We start from the raw sequence: 14,355 nt of genomic DNA, 5'->3' as shown, positions 1-14,355 counted from the left end.
CCCCGCCGGTATCGCTGCTGGGGTGTCGTCCTGATGGTCGTGGGCCACACAGTGCTCGTGCGGATCGGCGGGCCGGTCACCTCAGCGGGACCGGCGCGGCCGAACTCTTGATCAGGCTGCGGATGGCGCCGAGCTGTTCGATCTCGAGCGTCACCTCGTCGCCGGGCCGGAGCCAGGGAAAGGCCGCCTCGCCATGGGTCAGACCCAGCTCGAGGATGCACCCGGTCCCGACGGTCCCGCTGCCGATGATGTCGCCGGGCCGCACCCGGGTGCCCCGCGAGGCGTAGGACAGCATCTCCGCGAACGACCACGACAGGTCCGCCCAGGTTCCGTCGCTGTAGGGCAGGCCGTTGACGGAAGCGCTCATCCGCAGGTCGTAGCCTCGCCCCTTCCGGTGCGGCTCGAGCTCGTCGGGTGTCACGAGCCAGGGTCCCAGGGACGTGGCGGTGTCCTTGCCCTTGGCGGGCCCGAGGCCGACCGCGGTCTCGGTGGCCTGGAGGTCGCGGGCGCTCCAGTCGCACAGCACGACGTACCCGGCGACGTGCTCTTCCGCCCGGTCGGGGTGCACATCGGTGCCCGTCCGACCGACAACGGCCGCGACCTCCAGCTCGAAGTCCCAGCGTGCCGTCCCCGGTGCCATCGACACCTCGTCCTCGGGCCCCAGGATCGCGGCCGGGTTGGAGAAGTAGAACACCGGCTGCTCGTACCAGACCGGGCTGACCTCGGCGCCGAATGCGGCGTGCGACGTCACGACGTGGTTCTCGAAGGCCATGAAGTCCCGCACCGACGGCGGGTCGGGGACCGGGGCGAGCAGTGGAGTCGTTTCGGCGGGGAGCCGTTCCCAGGGCCGGGCTCGGGCGTGCTCGGCCCACCCGTCGAGCGGAGTGTCGTCGTGCAGAGCGGCGAGGAGGGGGCGGTCGAGCGCGAGCAGCTCACCGTCGTGGAGGAGGGCGGCATGCTCGCGCCCGTCGGTCGTGCTGCGATAGCTGGTCCAGCGCATGGCGGTTCTCCAGTTCAGGCGTGGCAGCTCAGCGGCCGACCACCGTTGAACGTGATCATGTCGGCAGAGGCTGCGCCGAGGTCGATGGCTGCGCCCGGTGCGGCGCCCGCATCCTCGGCGTACGCGCGGTGCAGGTTGCCGACCAGCCGCTCAGGGTCGAGCAGGTCGGCGTACTCGCCCAGGTCCGTGCCGAGTGCCGCCTCCAGCGGCGAGACACCCGCGGCCCGGCCCTCGGCGGCGGTCTGTTGCACGAAGCGCAGGTATCCGCGCTCGGCGTCGATCACCTCGGGCCCGCAGACCGGGCCGTGACCGGGCACGATCGTCTCCGGCTCCAGCGCGGTCAGCCGGTCCAGGGCCGCGAGGGCCCCGGCCACCGAGCCCTGCATCACGAACGGAGTGCCACCGTTGAAGAGCAGGTCGCCGGAGAACAGCACCCGGCGCTCGGCAATCCATACCACAGAGTCGTTGTCGGTGTGGGCGGGTGCACCGACGTACCGGACGTCACACATCAGCTCGTCGACATGCACCGTCACGTGGTCCTCGAAGGTGAGGAACGGTGGCGCCAGCTCGACGGGCCCCCAGTCGACGTCGGTGAACAGCGGCGCCGAGTGCGGCTCGCCCCACTCGCGGACGGCGGCACGGATTCGGTCGTGCCCGACGATGGTCGCACCGGGGAAGAGGTAGTTGCCGAACGTGTGGTCGCCGTGGTGGTGGGTGTTGATCAGGGTTCGCACGGGCTGGCCGGTCTCCCGCGCGATGGCGCCGAGGTAGGCGCGGGTCCGGTCGGTCGTCGAGCAGGAGTCGATGCTCACCACGCCGTGGGTGCCGACCAGGAAGCCGGTGTTGTTGATCCACCAGCTGCCGTCCGGTTGTACGTAGGCGAAGATCCCGTCGGCCACCTCGGTGGCCCGGCCGGGTGGCTCGAACCGGTGTGGTCGCGTCGGCGTGCTCACGCGACCGCACCCTTGTTCTCGGCAATGCGGGCGTTGAGCCAGGCGATCACGTTTCCGGCCATCTCTTCGAACTTCGACGCGGCACAGTGGCCGGTCTCCGGGATCAGTGTGACCTGGGTGTCGTGTCGGCCGGTGAAGACGACGGTGTCGTCCTGGGGGACGTGGATGTCGTCGGCGCCGTTGATCACCAGCATCGGCGCGTTCGTGTCCTGGTCGAGCAGCGGGCGCAGCGACATGCCCCGCAGCCGCTGGGCGAGCTCGGCGGGCGCCGGACTGCGGTCGAACCCGGCCGCGTTGCCGATGATGTCCGCCATTCCGGCGTGCGATTCCTTGTCCGGGGCGAAGGCCGCCTCGACCGGTCCGCCGCAGACGACAGCGCCGTCGACGGTGCCCTTCAGGCCCGTCGCTGCGGCGAAGTAGCCGCCCATCGAGATACCGAAGTGGAAGACCCGTCCGTCGCCGAGCCCGCGGGCGGCGGAGACCAGGCCGTCAACGACCTCGACACTGCCGGGGGACAACGGCACCAGGGTCTCCCCGGTGCCCGGAATGTCGAAGGCGAGCACGCGGGCACCGGTCATATGGGCCAGTGCGGCCCAGGTCCCGTGCAGGTCGATCTTCCAGGTGTCGACCCCGCCGCTGGCCAGGATCACCGGTACGTCGGCAGCCAGGCCGGGTGCGCCGAGCAGGTGCACCGGAACCGGAGTGGTGGTCCCGGCGAACGGGACGTCAAGGACCCGTCGCTCGAACTCGATCTTCGGGTCGGTGGCCACCATCTGGGCGTAGACGTCGGCCTGACGGTGCAGGGCGGTGCGCTTCGCGTCGTCGGCGAGCGACGGGAACTTGGCCCAGCCGTAGGCGAGGGCGGCGAGATCGAGGCGGCCGGACGCGACGTACCGCTCGGCGAGCCGGGACCATTCGCGGACCCAGCCGCCGTCACCGTCGCGCCACATGTCGACGGTGGCGGAACGGACGGCGGCGACGTCAGTCGCGTCGAGGCCACCGCCTGTCATCTGGGCGGAGCGCTCCTCGAAAAGGATCGCGGGGTCGAGCGGCCACTGGTAGCCCATGGTTGCCTCCTTGAGTGACGCCCGGTCGCGCCACATCCGTTATCGCAGTGAAGCTGCGTTAACGCTAGACGCACTCACACTCCAAAAGCAATGTCGCTGCGTTAGGATTCTCTGCGTGACTTCTCCCGACCCTCGTCCTCGTCCCGGCGGCCGGTCCGGCCGGGTGCGCCGTGCCGTGCACGACGCCGGTCTGGCACTGCTTGAGCAGCGCGGAATCCGGGAGCTGACCGTCCCCGAGATCGCCGCCCGTGCCGGAGTCCACGCGACATCGATCTACCGCCGCTGGGGGTCGGTCGAGCGGATCGTGGTCGAGGCCCTGCTGGAGCGCAGCGAGGAGCGACTCCCGGTCCCGGACACCGGGACGCTGCTCGAGGACCTGACACGGTTCGCCGCGGAGGTGATCGCCTATGTTCGCGACCCGATGGCCGTGACCCTGATGCGGACCATGGCGGCGACGGCCGATGATCCGTCACTGGAGCAGGCGCGTCTCGAATTCTGGGAGTCCCGCGTCGCCGCGGCTGGCGTGATGGTGAGTCGCGCGGTGGCGCGCGGCGAGGTACCGGCCGACACCGACGCCGCCCGGGTGCTCGAAACGCTGATCGCGCCGATCCACTTCCGCCTGCTGCTCAGCCACGGGGCGCTGGACGACACGCTGGCCCCGCGGCTCGCCCGGGCCGCCGTCGCGGCGATCGGCTGAGTGCTGAGTGGGGGCTCCGTGAGTCGTCGTGACCTCGTCCGGTACCCACGAGAGACAGCCTGGTCGCCGAACCGCCCCGCAGTTCGGGGCAGCGCGCTCTACCGCCGTCGGTCCTGAAGGTCACCCGGGCATGGGAAGCCTCTCCGGAGCGTTCGACCGGCGGGGCTGCTACCGGTTGTGCTGGACCGTGAGTTCGTGGCCGGTGTCCGGCAGTACGTGCCCCCGTTCGCAGCGGAGGCTCGCGCGGACCGCTGCCCCACACCCTGAGTGAGTGACCGTCAAGGGCGGGCCCTCAACGCCGGTCAGATGCCGGTCCCCCCACTGCATGAGAGCCGTGAGTACCGGTTGCAGTTCACGGCCGGCGGGAGTGAGCCGGTACTCGTGGCGTGCTCGCGAGCCCGGTTCGCGGTACTCGATCCGCTCGAGGAGCCCGGAGTCGGTGAGTGAGCGCAGTCGGGCTCCCAGGGTCGCCCGAGAAGCGCCTGTCGCCGCCTGGATCGCGTCGAAACGCCGGACGCCCAGAGCCACTTCCCGCAGGACCAGAAGCGACCACTGTTCACCCACGACCGCCAGGGCCGCTGCGATTGAGCATTCCCGTACCATGCCGACAGCCTATCTGAGTTTACGGAGTGAACTCAGCCTGTTAGCGTGCCGCCATGTCGTCTCAGACCCCTCCCGTCGCCCCGCTCGCAACCCACTCCAAGACGGTCACGTGGAGCAACCCGGAAGTCACGGCCGAGAGCAGCCGCGAGCTGCCCGGGATCGAGTTCCTCTCCCAATGGATGCGCGGGGAACGAGCCGGAGCCCCGATCTGCGAGTTGATGGGCTTCACATTGATCGACGTCGAGGAGGGCGAAGTCGTCTTCGCCTCGACCCCGGACGAATCCGTCTACAACCCCATCGGGATGGTGCACGGCGGCATGGCCTGCACCATGCTGGACTCCGCAGCGGGCTGCGCCGTGCACACCACCCTCCCTGCCGGGGTCGGCTACAGCTCCATCGAGATCAAGGTCAACTTCCTGCGCCCCATCCACGCGCACACCGGCGAGATCTTCGCGAGAGGGCGAGTCACCAAGGCCGGTAAGCGTGTCTGCTTCGCCGAGTCCGACCTGCGCGACGCGGCGGGCAACGTCCTCGCCACCGCCACCAGCAGTTGTCTGATCATCCCAGCTTGAAAGCCCTCGCGGACCGAGTGGCCTCCGCACCCCTCTCGCCACCCTCACGCGCCCTGGTGCCGCACCTCTGATGCGGTGACGGAATAGATTCACCGTCTCGGTGGTCGTACCGGCGACGTCGCCCGTGGTGTGGCGTCACCCCGCAGCCCCACCCGGTGTGATCACCCGGTTCGACCGTGCACGCGACTGAGAGGAACAGCGCCCGTGAGTGAATGGCATCTGTCCGAGACGTTCCGCAGTACCTCGGGCGACGTCCGCTGGGACAGCATCGGCGAACCCGGCCGGACCCCGGTCGTGCTCCTGCACGGCACGCCCTTCTCCTCGTACGTGTGGCGCGCGGTCGCCCGGGCGCTCGCCCGCCACCACCAGGTGTTCGTGTGGGACATGCCCGGTTACGGCGCGTCGGAGAAGGCGGACGGCCAGGATGTCTCCCTGGCCGCGCAGGGCAAGGTCTTCACCGAGCTGCTCGCGCACTGGGGTCTCGACGAACCGACGGTGGTCGCCCACGACTTCGGCGGTGCCGTCGCGCTGCGGGCGCATCTGCTGCACGGGGCTCGCTACCGTGCCCTCGCACTGGTCGACCCGGTCGCGCTGGCTCCCTGGGGTTCCCCGTTCTTCCGGCTCGTCGGCGAGCACTCCAAGGTCTTCGAGCAGCTTCCGCCCGCCCTGCACCGGGCGTTGGTGCGTGAGTACGTCAGCTCGGCCAGCAGCCCCGGCCTCCACCCGGCGGTACTCGACCGGCTCGTGCAGCCCTGGCTCGGTGACTCCGGCCAGGCGGCCTTCTACCGGCAGATCGCCCAGGCCGACCAGTGCTACACCGACGAAGTACAGCACCGGTACGGCGAGTTGGACCTCCCGACGCTGATCTGCTGGGGCCAGGACGACACCTGGATCCCGCCCGCCAAGGGCCACGAACTCGCCGCCCGCATCCCGGGCGCGCGGCTGGAGCCGATCACCGGCGCGGGCCACCTCGTCCAGGAGGACGCGGCCGCCGAACTGACCGCCGTACTGGTGGACTTCGTACGGCGACCGCGCTGACCCCACCTCAGCGGTACAGCGCCGGGCACCCACTCGCTCGGGTGCCCGGCCGGCAGAGGTGTCACTCCCGGTACGAGCCCACCTGACGCACCATCACCCGGTCCAGCCTGGCCGAGCCGTGGTCGGCGAACACCTGGATGCCGTCGGAGGTGGGGGTGGGGAACACCAGGTCGGTGATGGTGGCCTCGCCGTCGCCGCCGTAGACCTCCACGGAGGACCAGTCGACCAGGATGCGGAGCTTGATCTTGCCGTCGCGGGGCTTGAGGGGGGCGCGTTGGACTCCGGGGAAGGAGGGGCTGAAGTCCGTGACGCCGGAGTGGGTGCGGTCGACGTACAGCTCGCCGGTGGTGCGGTCGTAGCCGACGACGGTCTCCTCTCCCCCGCTGCCCGTGCGGACCTTGAGGCCGAAGCGGTCGGCGTCGCGGAGGGTGAAGGTGGCCTCGATGTCGAGGGCCTTGCCCTTGGTGGGGAGGGTGCGGGAGGTGTTGGTGACGGTGAGGCCCGTCGTCGTGGTGGGCTGTCGCCACAGGGTGGAGAGTGTCGGTACGGGTTCGCTCAGCAGGCGGGCGCGGCCGTCGATGGTGCGGAGCGTGAGGCGGCGGGGGACGGTCTGGGCGCTGCGCCAGGGGGTGGTGGGGGTGGCTCCGGCGTAGTCGAGGCCGGCCATCCAGCCGATCATGTACCGCTGGCCGTCGGGGGCGTCGTTCCAGGTCACGGCCGCGTAGTGGTCCTTGCCGTAGTCGACCCAGGAGGCGCGGTCCACGGCGGAGCGGGCCGGGGTCTGGGCGGCCGTGAAGCTGTCGGCCATGATGTGGCCCCAGCCGCCGGTGTTGCGGTCGACCAGTTGGATGCGGGCCGTGCGGCCCTGGTAGGGGCGCAGGTCGAAGGAGGCCCAGTCCATCGCCTCGCTGTCCGAGCCGGTGACGCTGCGGACCACTTGGCCGTCGACGAGGAGGTTCACCGCCGTCTCGTCGGTGGGGCCCTCGGCGCGGGTGTCGGAGAGGACGAGGTGGTCGACGTCGAGGTGGCCCCAGCGGCCGGTGTTGTCGTCCACGATCTGGATGCGGGCCCGTTTGCCTCTGAGGTCGCGTACGTCCCAGGAGGCCCAGTCGAGTGCCTCGGAGTCGCGGCCGGTGGTGGTGCGTACCGTGCGGCCGTCCACGACGAGTTCGACGGCGGTGCGGTTGGCTGCGGTGGCCGGGTGATTGCCGCCGCCCACCAGGAAGTCGAGGTAGTCCTTGTCGAGGGTGAACTCGGGTGAGGTGAGTGTGCCGGTGGCGGTGTCGCCGCCCCGGTAGGTGTTGACCAGGCCGTCACCGAGCCACCCGGAGACCTGCTGCTGGTCGGGGAGGGTGCCGGTGGCCGGTGCGGGGCCGAAGGCGTCCCCGGTCGCGGTCCAGCCGCCGTACGTGCCGCCCTCGAAGTCGGCGAGGACGGTTCCCTCGGGGGTGGGGCCGCGGTCCACGGCGGTGCCGGGCTGGTGCGGGTGGCGTCCGCCGCCGGTCTTGAAGTTCAGGTACGGGGTGGTCACGGTGAAGCCGGGCGAGGTGAGGGTGCCGGTGCTCGGATCGCCGCCGTGGAAGCTGTTGGCCAGGCCCTTGCCGTCGAAGCCGGTGACGGTCTGCTGGCCGTCCACCGCGCCGGTCGCCGGTCCGGCGCCGAAGGCGGTGCCGGTGGCCGTCCAGTCGCCGAAGCCGACCCCCTCGAAGTCCTGGACCACCACCCCTTGCGGCGGGGTGTAACTGCCGTCGTCGTCCGGGGTGAACCGGGTGCCGTCGAAGTCGCCGGTGAAGTACTGGGTGCCCGAACCCCCGGCCACCGCACCGGGGTTGACGTTGGTGACCAGGACCCACTTGACCTTGCGCGGGTCGCCGTCGACAGGGAGCGGGAACAGGTCCGGGCACTCCCAGACACCCCCGGTGGCACCCGCCGGACCGAAGTCGCTCAGCAGCTTCCAGTCCTTGAGGTTCCTGGAGGTGTAGAAGCGGACCTTGCGCTCGGCGGGCAGGGCGACCGTCATCAGCCAGCTCCTGGTCGGCGCGTACCACTGGACCTTGGGGTCGCGGAACTCGGTGGAGCCGATGTCCAGTACGGGATTCCCCTGGTACTTGGTCCAGGTGCGCCCGCGGTCCGTGCTGTAGGCGAGGGACTGCGCCTGCTTGCCGCCGCTCTTGAAGGCGCTGGTGTAGATGGCGACCATCGGCGGGTTGCCCGGCGTGCCGAAGCCGCTGGTGTTGTTCCGGTCGATCACCGCACTGCCGGAGAACACCATCTCCTCGTCGTCGTGGGACAGGGCGAGCGGGAGCTGCTTCCAGTGCACGAGGTCGGTGCTCACCGCGTGGCCCCAGGACATGTCGCCCCAGGAGTTGCCGTTGGGGTTGTACTGGTAGAAGAGGTGGTATTCGCCCTGGTAGTAGACGAGACCATTGGGGTCGTTCATCCAGTTCTTCTCGGGGGTGAAGTGGAACTGGGGGCGGTAGGTCTCGGTGTAGGGCGGTGCGTCGGCGGCGGCCGCCGGCGGGGTGAGCGAGGCGGCCGCCAGGGCGCAGGCGGACAGTGCCGCCGCGATCAGCCAGGCGCGGGCGTGCCGCGTTCCACGTACCGAGCTCATGACATCTCCTGTGCTGCGGTCGGCCCCGCGGCGGAGCGTGACGCGCGGGGCGCACGGGTCCGGGAAGGAGTGGGCAGGCCGCCGGTGCCGTCGTCCCTGGCGTCGGCGGGAGATGTCATCGTTGACTCATGTCATCGATGACAGCGAGCGGGTGCGTCGATGATGCGGCAGGGACACCGGCCCGTCAACGGTTCGCGCGGCAGCGCTTGTTGGCTGATTCACGACGCCCGGCACAAGCCGCGTACGTTGCCGATTTGTGACAGGCACAGGGCATTGACGTCGCCGTGAGCGGCCGTCCATCATCCTCGCCATGACGTGTCAACGATGACATAAGTCAACGATGACACCTCGGGACGGCATGCTCCGATGCCGGCCGCGCCGCTCGCAATCCCGCAGGAGTCGTTCATGTCTCGCTTCACTCGTCCGCACCTGTCCCTGCTGAGAGTCGCCGCGTGCACGGGCGCCGTGGCTCTGACGCTCACGGCCTGCGGTTCCGGCTCCGGTTCGGGGTCGTCCGCGTCGGGTTCGGGCGGGGTCAAGGTCGGGCTGATCACCAAGACCGACACCAACCCGTTCTTCGTGAAGATGAAGGAGGGCGCGGAGAAGTCGGCGAAGGAGAACGGCGCCCAACTGCTCACGGCGGCGGGCAAGTTCGACGGGGACAATGCCGGTCAGGTCACCGCGATCGAGAACATGGTGGCGTCCGGGGTGAAGGGCATCCTGATCACGCCGAGCGACTCCAAGGCGATCGTGCCCGCGCTGGCGAAGGCCCGCGCCAAGGGCGTGCTGGTGATCGCGCTGGACACGCCGACCGAGCCGGAGAGCGCGGTGGACGCGCTGTTCGCCACGGACAACCTCAAGGCGGGCGAGCTGATCGGTCAGTACGCCAAGGCCGCGATGAAGGGCAAGCAGGCGAAGATCGCCACGCTCGACCTGGCGCCGGGCGTCTCGGTGGGCGTGCAGCGGCACGACGGGTTCCTCAAGGGCTTCGGCGTCGGCGCCAAGGACCCGTCCGTGGTGTGCTCGCAGGACACCGCCGGTGACCAGACCAAGGGGCAGACGGCGATGGAGAACTGCCTCCAGAAGGAGCCGGGCATCAACGTCGTCTACACGATCAACGAGCCCGCCGCGCTGGGTGCTTACACCGCGCTGAAGGCGAAGGGCCGGGAGAAGGACGTACTGATCGTGTCCGTGGACGGCGGCTGCACCGGCACCAAGGCGGTCAAGGACCAGAAGATCGCGGCGACTTCGCAGCAGTACCCGCTCAAGATGGCCGCCGAGGGCGTGAAGGCGGTCGTGTCGTACGCCAAGGACGGGAAGAAGGCGTCCGGTTACACCGACACCGGCGTCACCCTGATCACCGACAAGGCCCAGTCCGGGGTGGACGCGAAGGACACCGCGTACGGCCTGGACAACTGCTGGGGCTGAGGCCCCGGCCCATCTGACCGGGCGGCCGGCCCGGCCACTCCCCCGCCGGACCGGCCGCCCCCGCTGTCCCCTCGAGTCCCCCGACCTCCGCCAAGCCCTTCGACAAGGACGTCGTATGACCGCCACGACCACGCCGTACGCCGGGCTCACGGCGCCGAGCACGGCGCGCCGACTGCTCACGGCACCCACCACGGGTCCCCTGGCCGCCCTCCTGATCGCCTGTGTCTTCTTCTCCTTCTCCACCGACCAGTTCCTGACCGGCGGGAACTTCTCGCTGATCGTGCAGCAGGTCATGGTCGTGGGCACGCTCGCGATCGGGCAGACCCTGATCATCCTGACGGCGGGGATCGACCTGTCGTGCGGGGCGGTGATGGCGTTCGGCAGCATCATGATGGCCCGGATGGCCGCCGAGGGTTCGCTGCCGCCGCTGCTCGCCATCGGTCTGGGGCTGCTGGTGTGCGCCGGATTCGGGCTGCTGAACGGGGTGTTGACGGAGAAGATCCCGCTGCCGCCGTTCATCGTCACCCTGGGCATGCTCAACGTGGCGTTCGCGCTGACCCACATCTACTCCGAGGAGCAGACGGTCACCGAGCTGCCCGGCCCGCTGACCGCGCTCGGCGGCACCTTCCCGCTCGGCCACACCGACATCACCTACGGTTCGCTGGTCACCATCGCCCTGTTCCTGCTGTTCGCCTACGCGCTGAGCAGCACCGGCTGGGGACGGCACGTGTACGCGCTCGGCAACAGCGTGGAGGCGGCCCGGCTGAACGGCGTCCGCACCTCCCGGCTCACCATCGGCGTGTACACGGTCGCCGGTCTGCTGTACGGGGTGGCCGCGCTGCTGCTCATCTCCCGTACCGGCGTGGGTGATCCGCAGGCCGGGCAGACGGACAACCTCGACAGCATCACCGCCGTGGTCATCGGCGGGACCTCCCTGTTCGGCGGGCGCGGTTCGGTGCTGGGCACGTTCATCGGTGTGCTGATCGTCGGGGTGTTCCGCAACGGCCTCCAGCTGATGGGGGTCGCGTCCATCTACCAGACGCTGATCACCGGGGTCCTGGTGATCCTCGCGGTGACCGTCGACCAGATCTCCCGGAAGAAGGCCCGATGACCGCCGCCGACTCCCCCACGCCCGTCCTCCAGGCCCGCGGGCTGGTCAAGCGCTACGGCCAGGTGACCGCGATCGACGGTGCCGACTTCGATCTGCTGCCCGGTGAGGTGCTGGCGGTGATCGGGGACAACGGCGCCGGGAAGACCAGCCTCATCAAGGCGCTGACCGGGGCGATCGTGCCGGACGCGGGCGAGATCCTGCTGAACGGCGAGCCGATCCGGTTCACCGGGCCGCAGAGTGCCCGTGCGCACGGCATCGAGACGGTCCACCAGGATCTCGCGGTGGCGGCGTCGATGGACATCGCGTCCAACATGTTCCTGGGCCGCGAGCTGCGCCGCCCCGGGGTGCTGGGCAGTGTCTTCCGGATGCTGGACAAGAAGCGGATGCGGCAGGAGGCCGCCGAGCACATGGCCGATCTGAAGATCGGCCTGCGCTCGCTGACCCAGGCCGTGGAGACGCTCTCCGGCGGGCAGCGGCAGGCGGTCGCGGTGGCCAGGTCGGTGGCGTGGGCGCGCAGTGTCGTGGTGATGGACGAGCCGACGGCCGCGCTCGGGGTGAAGGAGTCCGGCCAGGTGCTGGACCTGATCCGGCGGGTGCGCGACAGGGGGCTGCCGGTGGTACTGATCAGCCACAACATGCCGCATGTCTTCGAGATCGCGGACCGGGTCCATGTGCACCGGCTGGGGCGCCGGGCGGCGGTGATCAAGCCGTCGGACTACTCGATGGCGGAGGTGGTCGCCATCATGACCGGGGCGCTCACGGTGGACGAGAGCGGAGGTACGGTCGTCGCGGACTCCGAGGCCGCGAAGGCCGCCGGGGTCCAGGCCACCTGACTTCCACGGCCCGGGGGTTCCCGGCCGGAGCCGACGAGCACAGGAGACGTGTCCCGCATGGCCGCGAACCGCCGCCCCACCCTGGCCGATGTCGCCCGCGAGGTCGGGGTGAGCGCCAAGACGGTCTCCCGTGTCCTCAACGAGGACGGTCCCGCCTCGGCGCGGACCCGGGAGCAGGTGCTCGCGGCCGTGGCGCGGCTCGGCTTCCAGCCGAACCTGATGGCCCGCAACATCCGGGTCGGCGGTCCGGACACCACGATCGGGCTGGTCGTGCCGGACCTCGGCAACCCGTTCTTCGGGGCGGTGGCGGGCAGCATCGAGGACTGCGTCCGCGAGCGCGGGCTGACGCTGCTGATGGGGTCGTCGGCGGACGACGCGGACCGGGAGCGGGCGCTGACGGACAAGTTCCTGGCGCGCCGGGTCAGCATCCTGATGGTGGTGCCGTCGGTGGGCGCCGACCACGCCCATCTGCGGCCGCACCGGGCGGTGGGGCTGCCGGTGGTGTTCGTGGACCGGCCGGGGGCGGGGCTGGCGACGGACTGCGTGGTCAGCTCCAACCGCGAGGGCGCCCGTGCCGGGGTGGCGCATCTGGTCGGGTACGGGCATCGGCGGATCGGCTTCGTCGGGGACCTGCCGACCCGGCTGTACACCCGGCGGGAGCGGCTGGCCGGGTACCGGGAGGCGCTGCGGGACGCGGGGCTGCCCGACGACCGGCTGCTGGTCGCCAGCGCCCACGACCAGGACGACGCGGGCGAGGCGACGGCGCGGCTGCTGGCCCTCCCCGACCCGCCGACCGCGCTGTTCGCGGGCAACAACATCGTGGCCCTCGGCGTGGTCGCGCAGTTGGCCCGCAGCGGCCGCAAGGACGTGGCGGTGGTCGCGTTCGACGATGTCGCGCTCGCCGAGGCGCTGGAGCCCGCGTTGACGGTGGTCGCCCAGAACCCGGAGGAGATCGGCCGTACGGCGGCCGTCACGGCCCTGGCCCGGCTGGACGGCGACCGCTCGCGCGCCCGTACGGTCACGGTGCCGACCCGGCTGATCGTGCGGGGGTCGGGCGAGCAGCGGGTCAGCGCGTCGGCTTGAGCAGATGCGGGGCGTGCCGGCGGACGGCCTCGCGGATCTCTCTCATCGACGGGTTGACCATGGCGTTGCCCGCCACGGTCACGGTGGGGACGGTCTCGTTGCCGTCGGCCGCCAGGCGGACGAAGGCGGCCGCGTCGGGGTCGCGCCAGATGTTGACCTCGGTCCGGGGCAGCCGGGCGAGGCGGAGGCGGAGCCGGAGCTTGATGCAGAACGGGCACAACGGCCGCCAGTAGACGACCACGCCATCCCGGTAGTCGGTCAAGGTCTTCCCCTCGGTCGGCTTCTTCTGGTCCGGGTCCGAGGGTAGTGGAGGCCCGCGCGGTGTCGGCGCGCGGGCCATCTCCCGTGCGGCCGGGGCCAGTCAGAGGCTGGCTGGTTCGGCGTGCGGGGTGCCCAGGTAGGGGAACTGGTCCGACAGGTCGGTGTGCGGGCCGATGTGGTCGCTGGTGATCTTGCCGCCGGAGACCATGGTCAGCCGGGCGGAGGTGATGTCGTCGGTGGGGGTGCGTCCGTTGGGATAGGCCGCGGGCCGGGAGCGGTCGAGGCGGAGGATGTCCGGCAGGACCGTGCGCAGGGTCTCCTCGGCGGCCGCCGGGTCGTAGCCGCCGATGTGCTGGAGCACCTCGGTCCACTGCCGCAGGTAGGTGTCCCGGTCCTGGGCGGGCTCGCCCTCGTTGTACGCGGTCTTGGCGCTGTTCTCGGGGTTGAAGTAGGCGGTCAGCGAGGGGTGGGCGCCGCGGTCGACGGACTTCAGCTCACCGTCCGTACGGAGGCTCACCCGCCCCCACACGCCGATGACCGGGTCCGGGCCCAGTTCCGAACTGGGCATCTCCAGCGCGATGCTGAAGACGTTCTTGTCCGCGCCCCAGTCCTTCCCGGTCCATTGGAACTGGTTGGCGATGCCTTCGAGGTCGGCGAAGAAGGGGTCGCTGCGCAGCGCGGCGGAGAACTGGTACGGCCCGGCGGTGACCACCTGGGGCTCGGCGCCGAGGGCGACGGGCGCGTCCTTGATGATCTCCTCGCCCGCCGCCTCGTGGTCACGGGCCTGCTGACCGGTCGCCCGGTACACGCTCACGGTCTGATGACCGTCCCGTGGCGGGGAGAAGACGAAGCTGAACGCGATGTCCGCCTGGTGGTCGCCGTCGGTGTCGACGTTGATCCGGTAGACCGCGTCGGGGTGGAGCGCGGCACCCTCCTTGGGGACGGCGGGGTGCGCGTTCAGGATGAGTACGGTGCGGTCGTCCGGGACCGTGAAGGCGAACAGGTCGGTCATGTCCAGCCGGGCGTCGCCCAGGGGTGGGCGCAGGTCCGGGCCGCTGAGGTGATGAGACATGGCGCCCAGGCTGCCCCGGACGTCCC

Annotated in this window: 14 protein-coding genes; 7 read left to right on the top strand and 7 right to left on the bottom strand. The window is 70.6% G+C overall.

Annotated elements, in window-relative coordinates; translation table 11 throughout:
* Positions 1-76: 76 nt before the first annotated feature.
* The 3 genes from ACIPPM_RS29980 to ACIPPM_RS29970 are packed head-to-tail and all read right to left on the bottom strand — an operon-like array spanning position 77 to position 3,020.
* Positions 77-1,000 carry a fumarylacetoacetate hydrolase family protein gene (locus ACIPPM_RS29980; protein ID WP_401453425.1) on the bottom strand — a complete coding sequence of 308 codons (924 nt, stop codon included), beginning with the start codon at positions 998-1,000 and terminating at the stop codon, positions 77-79.
* A gap of 14 nt (positions 1,001-1,014) precedes the next feature.
* Complete coding sequence (locus ACIPPM_RS29975; RefSeq protein WP_401453423.1) at positions 1,015-1,953, bottom strand: MBL fold metallo-hydrolase; 939 nt, start codon at positions 1,951-1,953, stop codon at positions 1,015-1,017.
* The gene (locus tag ACIPPM_RS29970) at positions 1,950-3,020 is read right to left on the bottom strand and encodes an alpha/beta hydrolase (RefSeq protein WP_401453422.1); all 1,071 of its coding nucleotides are present in this window, start codon (positions 3,018-3,020) and stop codon (positions 1,950-1,952) included. The genes ACIPPM_RS29975 and ACIPPM_RS29970 overlap by 4 nt, the downstream gene beginning before the upstream one ends.
* A gap of 115 nt (positions 3,021-3,135) precedes the next feature.
* On the opposite strand from ACIPPM_RS29970, the gene ACIPPM_RS29965 reads away from it, so the two are divergent.
* Entirely contained in the window at positions 3,136-3,717 is a 582-nt protein-coding gene (locus ACIPPM_RS29965) for a TetR/AcrR family transcriptional regulator (protein WP_401453421.1), read from the top strand.
* Positions 3,718-3,885: 168 nt separating this feature from the next.
* On the opposite strand, the gene ACIPPM_RS29960 is transcribed toward ACIPPM_RS29965, so the two are convergent.
* Complete coding sequence (locus ACIPPM_RS29960) at positions 3,886-4,320, bottom strand: winged helix-turn-helix transcriptional regulator (RefSeq protein ID WP_401453419.1); 435 nt, start codon at positions 4,318-4,320, stop codon at positions 3,886-3,888.
* Between the two features lie 53 nt (positions 4,321-4,373).
* Between ACIPPM_RS29960 and ACIPPM_RS29955 the strand changes: the two genes are divergently transcribed.
* Together ACIPPM_RS29955 and ACIPPM_RS29950 are read left to right on the top strand one after the other, a co-directional pair.
* A complete protein-coding gene (locus tag ACIPPM_RS29955; RefSeq protein ID WP_401453417.1) occupies positions 4,374-4,892 on the top strand; it encodes a PaaI family thioesterase in 519 nt (172 codons plus the stop codon).
* A gap of 204 nt (positions 4,893-5,096) precedes the next feature.
* A complete protein-coding gene (locus ACIPPM_RS29950) occupies positions 5,097-5,930 on the top strand; it encodes an alpha/beta fold hydrolase (RefSeq protein ID WP_401453415.1) in 834 nt (277 codons plus the stop codon).
* A gap of 61 nt (positions 5,931-5,991) precedes the next feature.
* Here ACIPPM_RS29950 and ACIPPM_RS29945 read toward each other — a convergent pair whose 3' ends face one another.
* Positions 5,992-8,541 (bottom strand): GH32 C-terminal domain-containing protein, encoded by a 2,550-nt coding sequence (locus ACIPPM_RS29945; protein WP_401453413.1) that lies wholly within the window; start codon positions 8,539-8,541, stop codon positions 5,992-5,994.
* A 405-nt stretch (positions 8,542-8,946) separates the two neighbouring features.
* Between ACIPPM_RS29945 and ACIPPM_RS29940 the strand changes: the two genes are divergently transcribed.
* The 4 genes from ACIPPM_RS29940 to ACIPPM_RS29925 all read left to right on the top strand — a co-directional run bounded on the left by ACIPPM_RS29940 (position 8,947) and on the right by ACIPPM_RS29925 (position 12,996).
* Positions 8,947-9,969 (top strand): sugar ABC transporter substrate-binding protein, encoded by a 1,023-nt coding sequence (locus ACIPPM_RS29940; RefSeq protein WP_401453411.1) that lies wholly within the window; start codon positions 8,947-8,949, stop codon positions 9,967-9,969.
* Positions 9,970-10,084: 115 nt separating this feature from the next.
* Positions 10,085-11,080, top strand: a complete 996-nt coding sequence (locus ACIPPM_RS29935) for an ABC transporter permease (protein ID WP_388999780.1) — start codon at positions 10,085-10,087, stop codon at positions 11,078-11,080.
* Positions 11,077-11,913, top strand: coding sequence for an ATP-binding cassette domain-containing protein (locus ACIPPM_RS29930; RefSeq protein ID WP_393604168.1), 837 nt, complete (start codon positions 11,077-11,079; stop codon positions 11,911-11,913). Before ACIPPM_RS29935 ends, ACIPPM_RS29930 begins: the two co-directional genes overlap by 4 nt.
* Positions 11,914-11,970: 57 nt before the next feature.
* Complete coding sequence (locus tag ACIPPM_RS29925; protein ID WP_401453408.1) at positions 11,971-12,996, top strand: LacI family DNA-binding transcriptional regulator; 1,026 nt, start codon at positions 11,971-11,973, stop codon at positions 12,994-12,996.
* On the opposite strand, the gene ACIPPM_RS29920 is transcribed toward ACIPPM_RS29925, so the two are convergent.
* Positions 12,980-13,258, bottom strand: coding sequence for a glutaredoxin domain-containing protein (locus ACIPPM_RS29920; protein WP_401453406.1), 279 nt, complete (start codon positions 13,256-13,258; stop codon positions 12,980-12,982). The genes ACIPPM_RS29925 and ACIPPM_RS29920 overlap by 17 nt on opposite strands.
* Positions 13,259-13,357: 99 nt before the next feature.
* Positions 13,358-14,329, bottom strand: a complete 972-nt coding sequence (locus tag ACIPPM_RS29915) for a DUF4331 family protein (protein ID WP_401453404.1) — start codon at positions 14,327-14,329, stop codon at positions 13,358-13,360.
* Positions 14,330-14,355: the final 26 nt, after the last annotated feature.

It is taken from the genome of Streptomyces sp. NPDC090119 (assembly GCF_044747085.1).
Classification (GTDB): Bacteria; Actinomycetota; Actinomycetes; order Streptomycetales; family Streptomycetaceae; genus Streptomyces.
This window is presented reverse-complemented; position numbering and strand designations above follow the sequence as displayed.

Excerpts from the sequence above, each read along its gene's own strand:
- ACIPPM_RS29960 (WP_401453419.1), bottom strand. The coding sequence starts at position 4,320 with ATGGTACGGGAATGCTCAATCGCAGCGGCCCTGGCGGTCGTGGGTGAA.
- ACIPPM_RS29915 (WP_401453404.1), bottom strand. The coding sequence starts at position 14,329 with ATGTCTCATCACCTCAGCGGCCCGGACCTGCGCCCACCCCTGGGCGAC.
- ACIPPM_RS29930 (WP_393604168.1), top strand. The coding sequence starts at position 11,077 with ATGACCGCCGCCGACTCCCCCACGCCCGTCCTCCAGGCCCGCGGGCTG.
- ACIPPM_RS29955 (WP_401453417.1), top strand. The coding sequence starts at position 4,374 with ATGTCGTCTCAGACCCCTCCCGTCGCCCCGCTCGCAACCCACTCCAAG.
- ACIPPM_RS29935 (WP_388999780.1), top strand. The coding sequence starts at position 10,085 with ATGACCGCCACGACCACGCCGTACGCCGGGCTCACGGCGCCGAGCACG.
- ACIPPM_RS29945 (WP_401453413.1), bottom strand. The coding sequence starts at position 8,541 with ATGAGCTCGGTACGTGGAACGCGGCACGCCCGCGCCTGGCTGATCGCG.
- ACIPPM_RS29925 (WP_401453408.1), top strand. The coding sequence starts at position 11,971 with ATGGCCGCGAACCGCCGCCCCACCCTGGCCGATGTCGCCCGCGAGGTC.
- ACIPPM_RS29940 (WP_401453411.1), top strand. The coding sequence starts at position 8,947 with ATGTCTCGCTTCACTCGTCCGCACCTGTCCCTGCTGAGAGTCGCCGCG.
- ACIPPM_RS29970 (WP_401453422.1), bottom strand. The coding sequence starts at position 3,020 with ATGGGCTACCAGTGGCCGCTCGACCCCGCGATCCTTTTCGAGGAGCGC.
- ACIPPM_RS29980 (WP_401453425.1), bottom strand. The coding sequence starts at position 1,000 with ATGCGCTGGACCAGCTATCGCAGCACGACCGACGGGCGCGAGCATGCC.